This is a genomic window from Streptomyces sp. NPDC037013 (genome assembly GCF_055607265.1).
Genome location: NZ_JBVJRV010000004.1, coordinates 265909 through 283242 on the forward strand (window position 1 = coordinate 265909; position 17334 = coordinate 283242).

14 protein-coding genes are annotated in these 17334 nt (G+C 72.6%); 3 read left to right on the forward strand and 11 right to left on the reverse strand.

From position 1 onward, the window contains the following. The first annotated feature begins 59 nt into the window (after positions 1–59). Complete coding sequence (locus ACZ7DY_RS15770; protein ID WP_471135183.1) at positions 60–461, forward strand: MarR family winged helix-turn-helix transcriptional regulator; 402 nt, start codon at positions 60–62, stop codon at positions 459–461. Positions 462–544: 83 nt separating this feature from the next. On the opposite strand, the gene ACZ7DY_RS15775 is transcribed toward ACZ7DY_RS15770, so the two are convergent. Both ACZ7DY_RS15775 and ACZ7DY_RS15780 read right to left on the reverse strand, forming a co-directional pair. Then, on the reverse strand, positions 545–1288 hold the full coding sequence (locus tag ACZ7DY_RS15775; RefSeq protein ID WP_471135185.1) for a maleylpyruvate isomerase family mycothiol-dependent enzyme: 744 nt from the start codon (positions 1286–1288) through the stop codon (positions 545–547). Positions 1289–1340: 52 nt separating this feature from the next. After that, entirely contained in the window at positions 1341–2660 is a 1320-nt protein-coding gene (locus ACZ7DY_RS15780) for an MFS transporter (RefSeq protein ID WP_471135188.1), read from the reverse strand. A 135-nt stretch (positions 2661–2795) separates the two neighbouring features. On the opposite strand from ACZ7DY_RS15780, the gene ACZ7DY_RS15785 reads away from it, so the two are divergent. Continuing rightward, entirely contained in the window at positions 2796–4061 is a 1266-nt protein-coding gene (locus ACZ7DY_RS15785; protein ID WP_471135190.1) for an ROK family protein, read from the forward strand. Positions 4062–4070: 9 nt separating this feature from the next. Beyond that, the gene (vph, locus tag ACZ7DY_RS15790) at positions 4071–4931 is read left to right on the forward strand and encodes a viomycin phosphotransferase (protein ID WP_471135193.1); all 861 of its coding nucleotides are present in this window, start codon (positions 4071–4073) and stop codon (positions 4929–4931) included. Positions 4932–5003: 72 nt separating this feature from the next. Here the strand turns inward: vph and ACZ7DY_RS15795 are convergent, their stop codons facing one another. The 9 genes from ACZ7DY_RS15795 to ACZ7DY_RS15835 all read right to left on the reverse strand — a co-directional run bounded on the left by ACZ7DY_RS15795 (position 5004) and on the right by ACZ7DY_RS15835 (position 17071). Beyond that, the gene (locus ACZ7DY_RS15795; RefSeq protein WP_471135196.1) at positions 5004–6224 is read right to left on the reverse strand and encodes an MFS transporter; all 1221 of its coding nucleotides are present in this window, start codon (positions 6222–6224) and stop codon (positions 5004–5006) included. 151 nt (positions 6225–6375) lie between these two features. Beyond that, on the reverse strand, positions 6376–6975 hold the full coding sequence (locus tag ACZ7DY_RS15800) for a TetR/AcrR family transcriptional regulator (RefSeq protein ID WP_471135199.1): 600 nt from the start codon (positions 6973–6975) through the stop codon (positions 6376–6378). Between the two features lie 75 nt (positions 6976–7050). Continuing rightward, positions 7051–7659, reverse strand: a complete 609-nt coding sequence (locus ACZ7DY_RS15805) for an NADPH-dependent FMN reductase (protein ID WP_471135202.1) — start codon at positions 7657–7659, stop codon at positions 7051–7053. A 49-nt stretch (positions 7660–7708) separates the two neighbouring features. Further along, positions 7709–8938, reverse strand: coding sequence for an MFS transporter (locus tag ACZ7DY_RS15810; protein WP_471135205.1), 1230 nt, complete (start codon positions 8936–8938; stop codon positions 7709–7711). After that, positions 8935–11079, reverse strand: coding sequence for a lantibiotic dehydratase (locus tag ACZ7DY_RS15815; protein WP_471135207.1), 2145 nt, complete (start codon positions 11077–11079; stop codon positions 8935–8937). Before ACZ7DY_RS15815 ends, ACZ7DY_RS15810 begins: the two co-directional genes overlap by 4 nt. Next, complete coding sequence (locus tag ACZ7DY_RS15820; protein ID WP_471135210.1) at positions 11076–12515, reverse strand: hypothetical protein; 1440 nt, start codon at positions 12513–12515, stop codon at positions 11076–11078. The genes ACZ7DY_RS15815 and ACZ7DY_RS15820 overlap by 4 nt, the downstream gene beginning before the upstream one ends. Continuing rightward, on the reverse strand, positions 12512–14890 hold the full coding sequence (locus ACZ7DY_RS15825) for a lantibiotic dehydratase (protein WP_471135213.1): 2379 nt from the start codon (positions 14888–14890) through the stop codon (positions 12512–12514). The genes ACZ7DY_RS15820 and ACZ7DY_RS15825 overlap by 4 nt, the downstream gene beginning before the upstream one ends. Next, a complete protein-coding gene (locus ACZ7DY_RS15830; RefSeq protein WP_471135215.1) occupies positions 14887–16680 on the reverse strand; it encodes a hypothetical protein in 1794 nt (597 codons plus the stop codon). Before ACZ7DY_RS15830 ends, ACZ7DY_RS15825 begins: the two co-directional genes overlap by 4 nt. 175 nt (positions 16681–16855) lie before the next feature. Next, positions 16856–17071, reverse strand: coding sequence for an ammosamide/lymphostin RiPP family protein (locus ACZ7DY_RS15835; RefSeq protein ID WP_471135218.1), 216 nt, complete (start codon positions 17069–17071; stop codon positions 16856–16858). Between the last annotated feature and the right edge of the window lie 263 nt (positions 17072–17334).

A 17334-nucleotide genomic window follows, 5' to 3' on the forward strand; every position in this document is an offset into this window, starting at 1 on the left:
TGCATGTGCATTTAATGCTGACGCAACAAAAGGCGGCGATTCTGCTAGCGTGCGGTTCCATGGCGGCGAAAACGGCCGAGCAAGGGCTCGTGGATCAATGGCGCGACATCCTCGCGGTGCATGCGCGCACCCTGTGCGAGCTCGACCGCGAGCTGCATCCGCACGGGCTGGGGGCCAGTGACTTCGAGGTGCTCGACGTGCTGGCCGAGGGGTCGTCGGACGACGGCGGCTGTACGTTCCGCGTGCAGGAGATCTCCGCGCAGGTCCACCTGAGCCAGAGCGCGCTCTCCCGCCTGATCGGGCGGCTGGAGAAGGACGGCCTGGTGGAGCGCGGCATGTGCAGCGAGGACCGTCGCGGCGTGCGTGTCTCCCTGACCGCCAAGGGGCGCGCACTGCACGGCGAGGTCCGGCCGCTGCAACGGGCGGTCCTCGAGCGGATGCTCGACGGTCGCGGGAACTGAGCCGCGAGAGCCGACTCGCGCGGGCAGAGCCTCTCGGCAACCGACTCGCGCCGCCCCTCATGTGTGGCGCGCGTCCCCTTCCCTCACCCCATGACGATCGCCGACCCCTCCCTCCACAGCTCCGCCAACGAGTGGTCGCCCGAGACCTGCGGGAACGGCTGGCGGTTCCACAGCGCCAGATAGAGCCGCGACGCGGGCCCAGACACCTCGCAGTCGGCCGGCGCCGACGTGCCGCGCTCCGTCACCGGAGGCCCGTCGGAGAGACGTACCGTCCAAGTCCGTTCCTCCGGTGCGTCCGTGGTCCGCACCCGCAGCACGCGCGGGATGTCGCTGCGCACCCGGCTCTTCTCGCGCGCGTGGAAGCCGAGGAGGATCTCCTCGATCCCGTCCACGGCGAACGTGCGGCCGATCGGCGAGAGTTCGCCTCCGCGCGCGGACTCGGCGTCCACCCGGTGGATGGTCGTCTCGTTCGCCTGCCGCCGCGCCCAGAAGGCCAGTGGGGAAGGGGCGGGCAGGAAGGCCCAGCACTCGACGTCGGGCGGCGCCGTGGTGAGGGTCGTGACGAGCGCGGTGTGTCCCTCGCGGAACCACTCGATCAGGGCGTCGCCGTCCAAGTCGGGGAGGGAGCCGCTCAGTTGGTACGACGTACGTCGTTCGTTGATGAACGCGGCGGCCCAGCGGTGCACCATTCCCGTGTGTTTCAGCAGCTCCCGCACCTGCCACTCGGGGCAGGTGGGAACCTTTGCGTCGGTGCCGGCCTCCGCGGCGGCCCGAGCCAGCAACGCGCCTTCCCTTGCCACCACTTGGATGTGCTCGGAAATATCCATGGGGCAAAGTCTGTCGGATGGAGCGGGCTCGAACCGGAACCTCCGCGTGATCTCAGACCGTTTCCGTACGGGAGGTACGCTTCGCGCCCTCTGTGCCCCCCACGGCCACCGCCTTCTTCCCGCCCTCAGCACTCTCGACGCCCCCAGCGCCCTCGCCCCTCTCCGTACGCCGCGTCGCGAAGCCGATGAGCGCGGCGACGGCGGCGAGCAGGGCGACGCTCGTGAGCGCCGTGGGCAGCGAGTACCAGTCCGCCATGAAGCCGATCAGCGGTGGCCCGATGAGCATGCCGCCGTAGCCGAGAGTCGACGCGGCGGCGACTCCGCCGGGCCCCGCGAGGGCGCCGGCCCGCTCGACCGCGACCGGGAAGATGTTGGCGAGTCCGAGCCCGGTCACGGCGAACCCGGCGAGTGCGAGACCCGTCGACGGGGCGAGCGCGCCGAGCAGCATCCCGGCGCACGCGGTCGCGCCGCCACCCACGACCGTGCGGGTCCTGCCGAGCCGTTCCAGGAGCGTGGTGCCGGAGAGCCGGCCGATCGTCATGGCGAAGGCGAAGCACGAATAGCCGGCGGCGGCCACGCCCGGGTGCGCGTGCAGGTCTTCTTCCAGGTGGAGCGGGCCCCAGTCCGCGATGGCGCCCTCGCCGTACGCGGTGCACAGCGCGATGAGTCCGAAGACCATGACGAGGCCGCGGGTGCGGCGGTCCATGCGGCGCGGAGCGCGGTCCCGGGCGGGTGATGGCACGTCGTCGGCGGTCGTGCGCAGGCGGTCCGAGGCGCCGTACCGGAGCAGGGCGGGCGCCGCCGCGGCGGTGATCGCCAGACCGACGACGGTGATGCCCAGGAGGTGGCGGGTGGGGGAGAGGTGCCCCGCGACCAGCCCGCCGAGACCCGAACCGAGCATGCCGCCCAGGCTGAAGGCGGCGTGGAAGCTGGGCATCACCGGCCGCCGCAGCGCCCGTACGAGGTCCACGGCGGCGCTGTTCATGGCGACGCTGATGCCGCCGTACGAGGCCCCGAACAGCAGCAGCGCGAGTCCGAGGACCAGGACCGAACTCGTCAGCGGCGGCAGCGCGACGCTCAACGGCAGCGCCACCCCGCAGGCCACCGTCACGGGGATGCTGCCGTAGCGCCTGCAGAGCCGCCCGGTGAGCGTCATCGTGATCACGGCACCGGCGGAGACCGCGAGCAGGGCGAGGCCCAGTTCGCCGGCGGAGGCTCCGGTCTGCTGCTTGATGGCGGGGATGCGGACGACCCAGCCGGCGAAGACGAAGCCGTCGAGGGCGAAGAAGACGGTGAGCGCGATGCGCAGGCGGCGGAGGTCGACGTCGGTGGGCCGCGACGCTGCGGTCCCGAGTTTGTTTAGTAGCGACACAAAGTCCAGAGTAGGGGTGGGCACGGCCGGGGTTCAAGACGGTTTCGGTGCGCCCGCGACACGAAGGCCGGAGAGGAACGAGCGGATGACGGCTGAACGGCGATGCCGTGTACGGATCATGGGAGACTCGCCCTCATGAAGGGCAAGGCTGACCCCCGTGCCGAGGGGGAAGTGACCAGGGAAGTGACCACGCGTACCCGCCTGGAGCGAGGACGCGGTGCGCTGGGTCCCGCACTGGAACTGGTCCACACCGGGCGCGCCCCCACCCGTGCCGTGCTCACCGCGGAGCTGGGCGTCACCCGCGCCACGGCGGGCGCCGTCGCCGCCGAACTGGAGGCGTTGGGGCTGATCCGGATCGACGCGAAGCCCAGCGCGGCGGCGGGCTCGCAGGGCCGGCCCTCGCACCGCCTGGCCGTCGCGGAGGAGGGGCCCGTCGTCCTCGCCGCGCAGGTGCACGCCGACGGTTTCCGCGCCGCGCTGGTCGGCCTCGGCGGCAGCATCGTGGCGACCGCGCCGGGGTGCGAGACCGTCGGCGCCGATCCCGCGCAGGTGCTCGGGGCGGTCGTCGACGCGGGCGCCGGGCTGCTGCGCGAGACGGGCAGGCGCTGTGTGGGTGCCGGCCTCGCCGTGCCTTCGGCGGTCGCCGAACCGGAGGGCACGGCCCTCAACCCGCTGCACGTCGCGTGGCCCGCGGGCGCGCAGGTCCGCGAGATCTTCGCCGAGTGCGTACGGGAAGCGGGGATCGCCGGACCGGCCTTCGCGGGCAACGACGTGAACCTCGCCGCGCTCGCCGAGCACCGGCACGGCGCGGGGCGCGGCGCCCGGGACCTGCTCTGTGTGGCGACGGGGCACCGCGGTGTCGGCGGCGCGCTCGTCCTCGACGGCCGCCTGCACACCGGGAGTTCGGGGCTCGCCCTGGAGGTGGGTCACCTCACCGTGAACTCCGAGGGCCGCCCCTGCTACTGCGGCAGCCGGGGCTGTCTGGACGTCGAGACCGACCCCCTCGCGTTCCTGACGGAGGCGGGCCGCGAGCCGGGTCCCGAGGGACTGCTCGTACAGGCCCGCGAACTGCTCCGCGACGCCTACGGCGAACCGTCCGTACGGACCGCGGCCGAGGCCCTGATCGACCGGCTCGGCCTCGGACTTGCCGGACTGGTCAACATCCTCAACCCCGACCGCATCATCCTGGGCGGGCTGCACCGCGCCCTCTTGGAGGCCGACCCGGAGCGGCTGCGCGCCGTCGTGGCGGACCGGAGCCTGTGGGGGCGCAGCGGCGGCGTACCGATCCTGGCGTGCACGCTGGACCACAACAGCCTGGTGGGAGCGGCCGAGTTGGCTTGGCAGCCGGTGCTCGACGACCCCTTGGGGGCGCTGACCCGGACGGCGTCCGTACCTCGCTGAGGTCGCCCCATGAACATCCGGCAAACGCATCGCGCCCTGCTGAGCCGTCTGCTGCCCGACGACGAACCGGACGACCTGGCCGTACGTGAGGGGCAATTCCACCTCGTGGTCATCGGCTCGGACCGTGTCGTGTGCCTGCCTCGCACGCGGGCGGCGGCTGCCCGCCTGCCCGAGCGGATGGCCGTACTACGCGCACTGGCCGGGCTCGACCTCGGCTTCCGTACGCCGGAGCCATTGCAGAGCGGAGCCCACGGCGCCGAAGAGGTGCCGTTTCTCGTACTGGGCCGCATTCCCGGAGAACCGCTGGAGGCCGAGGCACTGGACGATGCCCGGGTGGCCGCCACTGTGGCGGCGCAGTACGCCGCGCTGATGGCCGGCCTGGCCCGTGCCGGCGCCGACGACAGGGTACGAGCGGTTCTGCACGAGGCACCACGAGACGGGTGGCAGCGGTTCGCGGAGAGTGTGCGCGGCGAACTGTTCCCGGTCATGTCCGACGGCGGGCGCCGGCGGGCCGAGCGGGAACTCGCGGCACTCGACGGCCTGCCCCACCTCACCCGGGCAGTGGTCCACGGCGACCTCGGTGCCGAGAACGTTCTGTGGGAGTGGCGGAACGGCCTGCCCCACCTCGCCGGAGTGCTCGACTGGGACGAAGTCACGCTCGGCGATCCGGCCGAGGATCTCGCGGCCATCGACGCGAGTTACGGGCATGGAGTCCTGGAGCAGGTGCTCGCACTCGGCGGGCGAGCCGACCCCGAACTCGCCTCCCGCATCGCCGTGATCCGGGCGACCTTCGCCCTCCAGCAAGCCCTCTTCGCCGTCCGCGACGGTGACGAAGAGGAGCTGGCCGACGGTCTCGCTGGCTACCGCTGAGGCGATCAGCGCATCCGCTTCATCGAGCACCTCGGTTCAGCGGCAGACCGGCGGACAGTCCCGGTCTACGCGTCAGACGGGCTGGGGCGCTTCGGGTGCGGTCTCCCGTATGGGGTCGGTGGCGGGCGTAACCGAGTCGGTGCTCGGGGGCGTGGCGCGGCGGCGCAGCAGGTCCGGGACGAGGGAGACGAGGCCGAGCCCGGCGAGACCGGCGCCGATCCAGAGGGGCGCCCGGAGCCCGAACGTGTCGATGGCGGGGCCGCCGACGGACGTGGCGACGATGATGCCGAGGGTGATGAACGACGAGTGGACGGTGTTCACCAGCGGTCCCGCGTTGCCCGCCCGCTGGACGCGGGTGACCAGGGCCGGGTTCAGGGTGACGCCGACCAGACCGATGCCGAGCATGAACACCACGGCGGGAACGGTGAGTTCGGCGAAGAGCGCGAACCCGGTGAGGAAGGTCAGGTTGAGCGCGAGACCGAGGACGAGTACGGGGAGGGCGCGGCGGTCGGCGAACCGGCCGACGATCGTGTTGCCGATGACGGTGGCTGCGCCGTACGCGATGAGGAGCAGCGGGACGGTCCCGGTGGAGAACCCGGTGAGTTCCGTGAGGATCGGGTTGAGGTAGCTGAAAGCCGAGAAGGTCGCGCCGATCACAAAGGTGCTCGTGGTGAAGACGAGCCACAGCCGGGGCGAGCGGAAGGCGCCGAGTTCCTGCCGGAGCCCCTTGCTCTCCTCGGCTCCGCCGTCGGCGCTCGGCACTCCCGCGAATGTGGCCGCCGCGGCGAGCACGGTCAGCCCGGTGATCGACCAGAACGCGGCGCGCCAGCCCAGGTGTTCACCGACGACGGTGGCGAACGGGAGCCCGAGCAGCGTGCCCAGCATCAGCCCGTTGAGGGCCACCGAGACGGCTCGGCCGCGCACTTCGGGCCGGGTGATGCGGGAGGCCAGCGATATGGAGACGCCGAAGAAGGCCTGTGACGCGATGCCGGTGAGCACGCGCGCCACGAGCATGGTGCGGTAGTCGGGGGCGACTGCCGCGAGCACGTTGCCGGCGAGGAACACCCCGAACAGCAGCATCAACGCGGACTTCTGACGCATCCTCATGACGGCCACGGTGAGGAAGGGTCCGCCGAGGGCCATCGCCGCGGCGAAGGCGGTGATGAGGTAGCCGATCTCCGGGATGGTGGCGTCCAGTCCGGCGGCCATCTGCGGCATCAGTCCGGCGACCACGAATTCACTGGTCACCATGGCGAAGATGCCGAGGGCCAGTACGTATACGGCGCGGGGCATGGCGGGGTGCTCCTGTCGGGCGGGTTGAGCTGTATCGGAAGGTTTTGGATGGATCGGTTCAGAACTTTTGGATGGGTCGGTTCAGAAAAAGGGCGTGCGAGGGCAGGGGAGACGGCGAGATGGGTGATGGTGCGCGCGTCGGCGCCGACTGCTACCGGCGCGTCAGCGCGTCCATGGCTGTTTCGGCGATGGCCCGCAGCGCCTCGCGGTCCGCGCCGCCCTGCGCGGAGACCCGCATACCGCCGATGATCGCGTTCACGTAGCGGGCGAGGCTGTCCGCGTCGCGCTCCGAGGTGATGTCCCCGTCGCGCTGGCCGGACCGGATCGTGGTGCGCAGTACGGCGAGTCGTGCCGCGAGGTCCCGCTCCAGCATCGCGGCGGCCTCGGCGTCGCGCCCGGCGAGTTCGACGGTCGTGTTGACCGTGAGGCAGCCGATGCTGTGGCCGTTGTCGCGGCGCTCGAACTCCCCGTCGATGACGCGGTCGAGCAGGTCACGCACGCGCTCTGCGGCGGGCCGGTCAGGGGCGTCGAGGATCTCGAACTGCGCGGCGTTCATGGTGTCCATGTACCGGGTCAGGGCGCGCCGGAACAGCTCGTGCTTGCTGGTGAACGTGTTGTAGATGCTGCTGCGGCCCAGGCCGGTGGCTTCGCACAGGTCCTGGGTCGAAGTGGCCTCGTAGCCGTTCGCCCAGAAGGCGCGCATCGCCGCGTCCAGGGCCCGCTCCTCGTCGAAGCTCCTCGGTCGGGCCATGCCGGTACCGTACAGTTTTGGAACGGTCGGTGCAATATGGCGTAGTGAGGGCGAGGGTGCTCGCGCGCTGTCGTATCACGAGGTCGAGGAGGTGACCCTGCGGCTGCGCCTGCGCGCATGGGGCACCGCCAGGGTGAGTACCTGGCCGAACATGATCTGGAGCTGTGCCACCAGGCGGTCGTCGGCCGGGCCGCCCTCGATGTCGAGGGCGGCGGACGGGCCGGTGGCCGCCACGCCCAGCGGTGTCGGCCAGGCCCGCAGCGCGTGGGCGATGGTGCGCAGCGTGGTCAGCGTGGCGGTCGCGCCCTGGTCGCCCGCGGCCACCGCGACGCAGCCGACGGGGCGGCCGTCGAGGAACGGGCGGGGTTCGCCGATGAGATCGTTCACGTAGTCGAGGGCGTTCTTCAGTACGCCGGACACGGTGCCGTGGTACGTGGGGGAGATCAGGACGACGCCGTCGGCCTCCTTGAGGTCCTCCAGGTAGCGCTGTACGGGCTTGTCCCGCTCGGCGGGGAGCATGCGGTAGTGCGGGAACTCGATGTCGGCGCCTCGGTGGAGGACCACATCCGCGCCCAGGTCACCGAGGGCCTTGGCGCACCACAGCGCCAGGCGTTCGGTCTTGGAGTCCGGCGGCAGCGAACCGCTGACGCACACCACCTTGGGGCGGGGGCTGATCATGGCCATGGTGTTCTGTTTCCCTTCCGTGCATGTCTGGCTGCACCTTCCACGCCCCTCAACTCGCCTGCTCCGCCTGCTCCGTCGGCTTCTCCGGCGCCGCACCGGCCCTTTGCCACGGACCCTGGGACGTCACAGCGACGAGGCAGCCGAGGAGGCACATGCCTGCCGCGAGCAGGAAGCCGGGCTCCGCGTGCTCCGAGACGAGGAGACCGGCGAGCGTCGCACCCGCCGCCGAGCCCGCCGAGGTCATCGCGTTGAGCCAGCCGAACGACTCAGTGATCATCTCCGGTGGTGCCACGTCGTCCATGGCGGAGAACTGAGCGGTGATCGCGGGGTTGAGCACCAGACCGGCGAGCAGCAGCAGACCGCCGAGGACCCAGAGGTTCCGCGTCACGGCGAGCAGTGCCCAGCCCGCGCCCAGGGCGCCGAGGAGGACGACGAGCTGCTGGACGTGCGTGCCGGGCTGGCGCCGCGCCCCCCAGTAGAGGCCGCCGGCCACACCGCCCACCGAGAGCACAGCGATCAGCACCCCGGACAGGCTGGGCGTGCCCCTGATGTCGGAGAAGGACACGAGCGTCACCTCGATGGCGACGATGCTGCCGATCAGCAGGAACCCGACGGGCAGCAGGCCGAGTACGGCGCGGAACCGCAAGGGGCCGAGCCAGTGCCGGTCGCCCTGCTCGGCAGGTGGGACGGCCTTGGCCTGCGGGCTGACGGCCACCAGGACACAGCCGGCAAGCGTCGCCACCGCGGCCGCCACCAGCGCGAGGCCGGGGTCGGCGACCGCCGTCACGGCGGCCACCAGGAAGGGGCCGACGATGAAGACCAGGTCGGTGACCACGGATTCGTACGCGAAGGCCGTCGTCTTGAGCTCGGAGCCACTGAACATCCGTGACCACAGGGACCGCATCACGGCGTTCAGCGGCGGCAGCAGCACTCCGCACAGGGCGGCGAGCAGCACCAGGAGTACGGCGCCACGGTCCTCGCCGGTCAGTATGGCGGCGACGACGAGGAGCAGGGCGCTCTGCGCGATGCCGGTGCCGGCCAGCACGGCGCGCGCGCCGAGGCGGTCGACGCCTCGGCTCCACAGGGGGTTGCCGAGGGCGGTGCCCACCGTGTAGCAGGCGGCGGCGGCCCCGGCGACCGCGTAGGACCCGGTGCTTTCGGCGGTGGCCAGGACGAAGACCAGGCTGAGCATGCCGTTCGGCAGCCGTCCCACGAGGCCGAAGGACGCCAGCCACGGCACGCCAGGGGAGGCGAAGAAGGTCCGGTAGTGGCCGATCACGGTGCTGTCCTCCCGCCTGCCGGGCCGTCCACCGCACGTAAGAACTGAACGCGCAACTCGCACGTATAGTGCCCGCGCTCGTCCTGGAGCCAGAGGTCCTCGGGTGCCGGATACATCTCCTCGGCCCGGCAGCGGTCCACGTCCCGCGCCAGATGGCAGAGCGCGTCCACGGCGAAGGGCGACCAGGAGTCGATGAGGAGGGGTTTGCGTTCGCTCTCCGCGCGGACGAAGAAGAACCGGGGCAGCCCGGTGCGGCGCGCGGTGCGGCGCAGCCACCGGAAGGCCGCGCTGCCGCGCAGGCCGCGCAGTTCCGTCAACTCCAGTCCCCAGCATGCACGTTGGTAGACGGCGCCGCCGACCCGCACTCGCCCGAGGGGCCGCCCCGGGTCGGCCTGCCGGACCGGCAGGTGCAGGACGGGGGCGTCCGTCAGGGCCGCGATCGGAGGGTACGTGGTGAGGTCGGCGAGCATCGGGTACAGGAGCAGCCGGTGGCCGTCGCGGTCGGTGAGCCGCGGTGCACCGTCACACAGCCGTACGGTCAGCTCGTCACCCGCCACGGCGTCGGTGCCGCCCTCGTGGTCGACGTGCGCGATGAGGACGCGCCGCCCCGGGAAGCGGTAGAAGCCCTTGTTGCGCCGGGTGGTGGCGAGCGCGGCGAGCTGCCGCCCCGGGGCGGCACCGGTGAGCCAGGTCCGTACTTGTCGGGTGATGCGGTCGGTGTCGTCCCAGAAGGTGGTGAGCCAGCCTTCCAGGAGCAGGTGGTGGTGCACGCGGGCGAGCAGGACCCCGGGGCGGGGGCCGAACGGGGAGGTCAGGCAGATGTCGGGGAGTGCGTAGCGCTGGGGCGCCTCGAGCTCGGCCGGGGCGGGCAGGGTGACATCGCGCCCCGCCGGCACGTCGACCGTGGTGGTGTGCCGGTGGCCGCCGAAGCTGGAGCTCATCTCCCCCTGGGGCTTGGCGGCGGCCGCGAAGTCGGTGAACCGCGCCGAGCCCCCGAGCTCCCGCAGCACGGCGGCCATCTGCTGCTGGTAGTCGCGCTGGACGGCGGATCCCGCGGCGGCGGAGAGGTCGAGTCCGTCGGCCACCTGGCGTTCGACACTCCGCGCGAGGTCGTCTCCCATCCTGAGATGGAAGGGGGAGGACGCCTCTTCGAAGAGGATGAGGCGGTCCGCGTAGATGTCTCCGGCCCCGCGGCGGGCGGGGGCGCCGGTCAGCGCCGTGAACCTGGTCTCGAGCGCGGTCAGGAGGCGCGCGCGTTCGTCCACCCCGGCCGCGGCGAAGGCCCGGAAGCCATCGGCGAAGGCGTCCAATTCCGCCAACCACACGTCGCGGCGCGGGACTTCGGGCAGCGACGCGACCGCGGCGCGCAGCCCGGCGAGGCCGTCGACGACGTCGGCGGGAAAGAGCAGCCCCCGGTGCAGCAGTCCGTCCGCGAGCAGCGGGCGCAGTTGCCGTCCGGCCTCCGCGACGGAGATGCCGAGGCGTGCGGCGAGCTCGGCGAGCGACAGCGGGCCGTCGGCCAGCGCGTCCCACAGGGCGCGCCCCTGTGGCGTACGCGGCGTCTGCCCCGGGTTCGCCGGTGCGGTCAGATGAGGGCGGCGCACCGGGATGTGCCGGCGCAGTGCGGGGTCCCGTGCCAGGGCGCGGGCCAGTTCCTCCAGTGCCCAGCGTGCGGCCAGAACTTTGCGGCGCTGTGCGCGGCGCTCTATCCGCAGGCCCTCGCCGTCGTCCCGCTCGCCGTATCCCATCGGTCCGAAGGTGCTTGTGGTCTCGTTCTTGCCGCAGAACCGCTGGAGGTAGAGGTAGATCTGCCGCTCGACGCGTCTGAAGCGCGCGTTGTCCGGTATCTCGTCCCGGCCCAGGTAACCGCGCAGCATGCCCTCGTACATGCCGGGGTTGGAGAGGAACACGGCGGCGCGGAACTCCTCCTGGCGGGCCCGCCGGTGCAACACCTCGCGCAGGCGGGCGCGTTCGGATGCGTACGCGTCGTCGAAGCGGGCAGCGGCGTCGGTGCCGTCCTCCTCCGCGCGGTCGGCGAGCCGCACCAGATCGTCGGGGAAGGCGACTTCGGTCAACCACTCCCAGGGCATCCCCGCGTGGCGCAGCACGAAGACCGGCGACATGCGCCACGCCCCGCTCACGCGGCCCCCACCAGGACGTCGCCGTCACGCAGCGCGGACAGCTGCGGCCCGGGCAGCGCCGCGAGGACGGTGCGGACGGTGTCCGCCCGCGGCCGCGGGGGCCGGGCGAGGAGTTCGGCCACCTCGCCGCCGATCCTGGTGCAGGCGCCGGTGCGCAGGTTGACGGCGATGCCCCTGCCGGTGCGGGTGCTGTGGGCGCCGAGCACCACATCGGGGTCGAGCCCGAGGCCCTGGCCGGCGCGGGTGGGCGGGGTGGCGAGGTAGGCGGCCGCGACCCTGCCGGGGACCAGCTCGCCGGCGCGCGCCAGGGGACCGGCCAGGGCGGTGACGAGTGCGGTGAGCTCGCCGGGCGGCGGCTGTCCGTGCAGGCTGTGGTGGCGGGCGAGGTCGAGGCCGGTCTCCTTGTACGTCACCGGATGGGGGCCCCACCGGGGGGTGGTCCAGCCGACCGGCCAGTCGAAGATGCGGAGTCCGGCGACGCGGTCCACTACGTCCGCCACGGCCCGCAGTCCCCGCCCGGCCTCGCCCGGTACACAGCCCGGGGCGCCGACCCACACTTCGGCGAGGACGCGGGTGCCCTGGGCGCGCAGTGCCTCCAGGGCCCCGGCCAGCTCCGGCCAGGTGGCGGTGGAGCCGCCGCGGCCGAGGGCACGTTCGCCGTCGGCGCACAGTCCGAGAACGGCCGTGCGGGTGCCGGTGGCCTCACCCGCGAGGACGTCGCGCAGGGCGACCCGACCCGCCCATGGCCCGTGCGGCCGTGGGTCGGCCGCCCGTTCCCGCCAGCGCAGGGCGGGCGGGGTATCGGGCCGGAAGGGGTCGACGACGAGCCAGGGCAGTCCGCGGGGGGTGGGGGCGAGCGTCGCGTCCGCGCAGGGCGGCAGGGTGCGCAGGACGGGCCAGCAGGCGGTGGCGTAGCGGCCGGTCACCCGCAGGGTGCGGGGTGGTGCCGCGCGCAGTTCGTCGAGGAGCCACAGCGCGGCGGGCAGTTGTTGGTCGCGTTCGATGACGACGGTGACCTCGCGATGGGTACGGGCGTGGTCGGCGGCACGGTCCAGGGCGGCCTGGTAGGGGGCGGGTGCGGCGGCGGCGCGGAGCACGTCGGCGCTGCTCTGGGTGGTTCCTTCGGTCAGTTCGAGGTCGTCGAGGCGCAGGTGTACGCCGTGTGCCGGGGCGGCGAGGCTGGTGAGGACGGGGCCGAGGCCGCGCAGCCGGTGCACGATGTCGGCGTGGCCGTTGCCCAGTGCGGCGGCCCCCGCCGTCCGCATCAGCGCGGCGCCCCGGTCGGCGGGTTCGGCGCCGCCGAGGGGCTTTCCGGCCTCTGCCGCCGCCACCAGATCAGCCACGAACCGGGCGGTGACGTCGAGGAGTTCACCGTCCTGCGGGCGGTGGGCGAGACGGAGGCTGGGGTCTCCGTACGGGGGCACGACCGTGATCATGTGCGGCCTCCCGGCACCCGGGACATGGACAGGCGCAGCTCGCTGGTGAAGGCGCCGGTGGAGCGGCGCAGCCAGAGCTGGTCGGGCGCGGGGAGCATTTCCACCAGGGACAGGGGCCCGTGTTCGGCTTGTTGTCGCAGCGCGTACTGGCTGTGGACGCAGTCGAGGTCCAGGTAGAGGGGCTTGATCTCGCCCGCGCCGAGGGAGAAGAGGTGCCGGGGCAGATCGAGGGCGCGGCGCAACGATGCGACGGCCAGCGGAAGTCGGTCGGTGCCGGCCGCCACGAGGGCGTCGCGGTGAGTCTCGCCGGGCCGCCAGGCCGCGCGCTGCACCACGACGTCACCGACGACGATCCGCGGGGTGCGTTCGCCGAGGGCGAGCCGGGCCACTTCGACTTGGGCGGGGGCGAAGACGCGCAGGTGCGGGTGGTCTGCCTCGCCGACGTACAGCTCCAGCGGGCCGTCCGGGCCCAGCAGCGTGGGTTCGCCGTCGCGCAGGGCGGCCCGCAGGGCGTTGATGGGCACGCGGCGGGGTGCGCTGTGCGCGGTGCCGGTGACTTCGATGAACGTGCCCGGGAAGCGGTTGGTGATCAGGCCTTTGTGGCGCCTGCGGTGCAGCACGGTGGCGAGCCGGTCGGGGCCGCCCCAGGCGGGCAGGAGCCCGGCCAGTTCCTGCCGCAGCGCTTCCGGGTCGGGGGCGAAGCCGCCCTGGAGGCCCCAGCCGAAGACGTACGGGTGGATCTCGCCGAGCACGAGGGGACCTTCGCCGTGCCGGGCGCCGGTGAGCAGCAGGTCCGGGCTGACGAAGGCGGGGGTGTCGGCCGGCCGCCCGAGGGCGGTCAGCCGGTCGGGGTCGAGGCGGGCGACGCGGCCGTCGCTCGCGTCGGTGACCAGGGTCCGGTAGGCGTCATGGAGCCGTTCCACCGGGGCGAGCGCCGGGCGCAGGCGGCCTTCTTCGACGGCGCGGGTGAGCCGCGCGGCGAATTCGAGGAAGCCCGACTCGCCGGTTTCGGCGAGGAGTTCTGTGGCCAGCTGCCGGTGGGCGGCGCGCACCCGCTGTCCGACGGTGAGGCCGAAGTCGAGCACGGGGCCCAGTTCGTGCTGGATGCGCTGCCGCAAGCGCTCCGGAAGGGTGAGGGGCTGGCCGTCTCCGTGGCAGTCCTCGAAGAGGACGAGTCGGTCGGCGTAGGTGCCGCCGGCGTTGCGCCGGGCGGGGGCGCCGGTGAGGACTTCGAAGGCCCGCTCGGCGCGGCGGAGCGCGGCGCGGCGCGCGTCCGGCGGGCTGGTGGCGAAGGCGGCGACGAGATCGGCGAACTCCTTCGCCGCGGCGGTGAACGCGTGCAGGTCGGGGGTGTCGGGGAGTTGGTCGAGTACGTCGCGCAGCGGGTCGAGGCTGGTGGAGCACGGTTCGCAGCGCCGCTGGATGATCGCGGAGCGCTCCAGGGCGGCCAGGGCCGCGCGGGTGGCGGCGATGTCGAGCCGGGCTGCGTCGGCGATGCCCTGGGCGTCACGGGTGCCGTCGCAGGCGTGCAGCACGCTCAGCTCGGTCTCGGAGAGCGGGACGGGCGGGCGGCCGGGCAGCGTCGCCAGGTCGCCGGTGAGGTGGACGGCGGACAGGCGGCGCGCCGGGACGAGGTTGCGCACGGCGGCGCTGCGGGTCGCGGCGCGGCCGATGGCCACGGCGGCCCAGAACGAGACGAAGGCGACGCGTTCGCGTACGCCGTGGGGGAGTTCCGCGCCCGCCTCCGGTGCGTCGACCGCGCCGAAGGAGCCGAAGGTCACGGGACCGAAGGCGCTGGTGGTTTCGTTCTTGGCGGCGAGGCGCTGCAGGTAGGACCAGAGGCGCCGGTCGTGCGCCCGGGACGCCGCGTCGGCGCGCCGGTCGTCGGCGAGGTGGCGCGTGGTGGCTTCGTGGAAGTCGGGCGAGAGCTGGAGGAGGGCGTCGGAGATGTCCTCGCGCTCAGCGAGTTCGCGCAGGCCGCGGGCGGCGCTCTCCCAGGCGGGTGCCACGGCGCGTTGCACCTCCGCGGCCAGCTGGGCGGCTCGGTCGGCCTGTTCCGTCCAGGCGCGGTGGGCTTGGGTCAGCTCTTCGTCGTCGAGGCTCGGCGGTGCGGGGCGGACCCGGTTGCGGCCGACCGAGCGGCGCAGCGCTGACAGGCCGCGCAGCGCCGCTCGGTCTTCGCGCTTGCGGGCCCGTTCCACGGCGGCGGGGAACAGCTCGCCGAGCAGTACCCGGCGCCGCCGCTCGGCCTCCTCCGTGACGTCGGCCCAGCGCAGGGCGAGGCGGGCGAGGTCGGTGGCGGCGAACCCGTCCAACAGGTCGAAGGGAAAACCGGCCCGCCGCAGCAGGAAGGTGTCGCTGAGCTTCCAGTTCATGCGCGCTCCGGGAAGGCCAGCCGTACGGTGGCGAAGGGCCGGTTGAGTTTGGTTCTGGGAGCGGGCAGGAAGGCGCGCAGTTCGTCGTCGGTGCCGTCGGTCAGCGCGGCGGCGAGCCGGGCGCTCTGCTCGGGGTAGGAGGTGGAGGCTTCCAGGAGGACGGCCGCTTCCCGGCGGGGCGCGTCGCCGATCTGCCCGGCCGCTGCCGCGCCGCCGACGACCGCGAGCGCGCGCAGGTAGGGGTCGCCGAGCGCGGTGGCGTGGTCCCCCGCGTCGGCGAAGGCCCGTGCGGCTTGGCCGGGGTCGGCCGTGAGCAGCAACGCGCCGCGTTCCAGGGCCATGTGGGCGCCGTAGAAGTCGTCGTGGGCGAGTTCGGCAAGTCGGCAGGATTCGGCGAGGAGAGGCCGCGCCTGCTCGACTTCGCCGGCGGCGATCAGGAGTCCCGCCTCGCGGTAGGCGTGGTGTTTGAAGAAGGTGTCGCCCCACTCGGTGCTGCGCCGGGAGAAGCGGCGCCACACCTGTACGGCGGCCTCGGGCCGGCGCGCGTACTCCTTGAGGACGCTGATGTTGGAGATGAGGTTGACCTTGAGGTGGGTGGCGTCGGTGCTGGCCAGCTTCCCGATCAGGCGGACCGCGATCCTCTCCTCGGCCATGGCCGCGCTCCCGTCCCGGAGTTGGACGTGGCCGAGCGCCTTGACGTTGTGCAGCCAGGCTGCTTCCACCATGGCGGCCGGGGTGGTGTCGCCCACCAGGGCGGCGAGCCCGGCGTCGGCCGCGGCGAAGCCTTCCGGGACCTGCCGCACGCGCTTGATGAGCAGCAGCGCGAGCAGGAGTTGGGCCCGGGCGCGCACGACGGCCGGGCCGAGGCCGGCGGCGCGGCGCAGGTGTGCGGCGCCGGTGCGGTAGTCGAGTACGAAGACGTGCACCATGCCCAGATAGCGGTGGGCGAGACTGCGCAGGGCGTCGGCGCTGGTGACGGCGCTCGCGTCGACGCCGACGGATCCGGGGTCGTCGCCGAGGTCCCACTCCTCCAGCAGGAGTCGGACGGCGCGGGTGTCCAGCACGGGGTGCTGGTCGGCCTCGGCGAGGAGCCGGTGGGCGGCGAGGACGCCGATGTCGTGGTGGGTGTTGAAGAACGCGGCCCGCATCAGGGCGATGGCCGCCGCGACGGCCGCTTCGGGTGAGGTGGCGGCCCGCAGGGCGTCGAGGGCTTGGCGTTCGCGGCTCGGTGGCCGGACCGCTGGTGCGGCCGGCGTGCCGGCTGCCGAGGCGGGCTCACCGGGTTCCACCGGGGCGCCGAGGCGGTCGATGAGGGCGGTGAGGTAGAGGCGGCGGATCGCGGAGCGTTCCTGCGCGGCGTCGCCGAAGCCGTCGGGGACCGCGGCAGGCCCGTCAACGGGGCCGTCGGCGATCAGTTCGGCCCCGTCGGCGTTCGCGTCGGGCCCGTCGGGGTCGAGTTCGGCGAGGACGAGGCGCAGGGGGGCTCCGCAGAGCGCGGCCCTCTCCACCAGGTGCGGGACGGCCCGCAGGGTCGGCAGGTCGAGGGCCGCCGTCCGGCGGAGCACCAGCGTGACCGGCTCGGCCTGCGCGGCGGCTGTCACCGCCTGTCCGACCGCTGTGATGACCCGGAACATCTGCTCGCTTTCGGCGTGCAGGCGCCGCTCGGAACAGGTCGCGGCGATGACGGGAAGCGGGGCGGCGTCGGGAAACTCTCCAGGAAAGAGAATGTTCCATTCCGAGGCGCGCTGTTCGGCGACTTTCCGGATCGCAGCCGCGCGGTTCGCACCCAAGGCGGCCAGTTTCAGCAGGATGTGACGCATACCGTCCAACCCGGCAGGGAGGCCGGGGCCGATATTTATTTCCGCCACTTCACCTTCATATAAGGATACTGGCGGTGCGCCCATCAACAGAAGCGTCGGCGGTGTTTTCACGCCATTCTGCCTTCGCAGCATATGGGAAATGTTCTCAGGCCAGCGGAGCGATGCGGTTCTCGATCTCGTCGAGCATGAATTCCATGTCGTCGAGGTCGTCGTCGAGGTCGTCGTGGTCTGCCGCTTCAGTGGGCCCGGTGGCCACCTCGGAGGTTAATTCTTCGGTATTGCCCGTTTCGCCCGTGGCTGATTCGGACCCCTCGGCCACTTCGACGGTGCTCGCGTCCAGGACCTTCTCGCTGTCGGACATGGTGATCCTCCCGTTGCATCCTGTGTTTTATCGATTTCCGCCGATGCTCTGACGCCATGTGGAACCGCTCAGACCGGTCAGGGCGCACTCGAAGAAGACGAGCGAGGCGTACCCGAAGAAACTGTAGGGGCCATCACTATTGACACGCAAGGCCCTCAAATGAAATCTTTCCGATCATGAAGTGGTTCCACGCTGACCTCGTGGCTCCCGAGGGAGGGCAATGCCCGAGATCATTACGCCCGGGATTACAGGAAAGTGGCGCC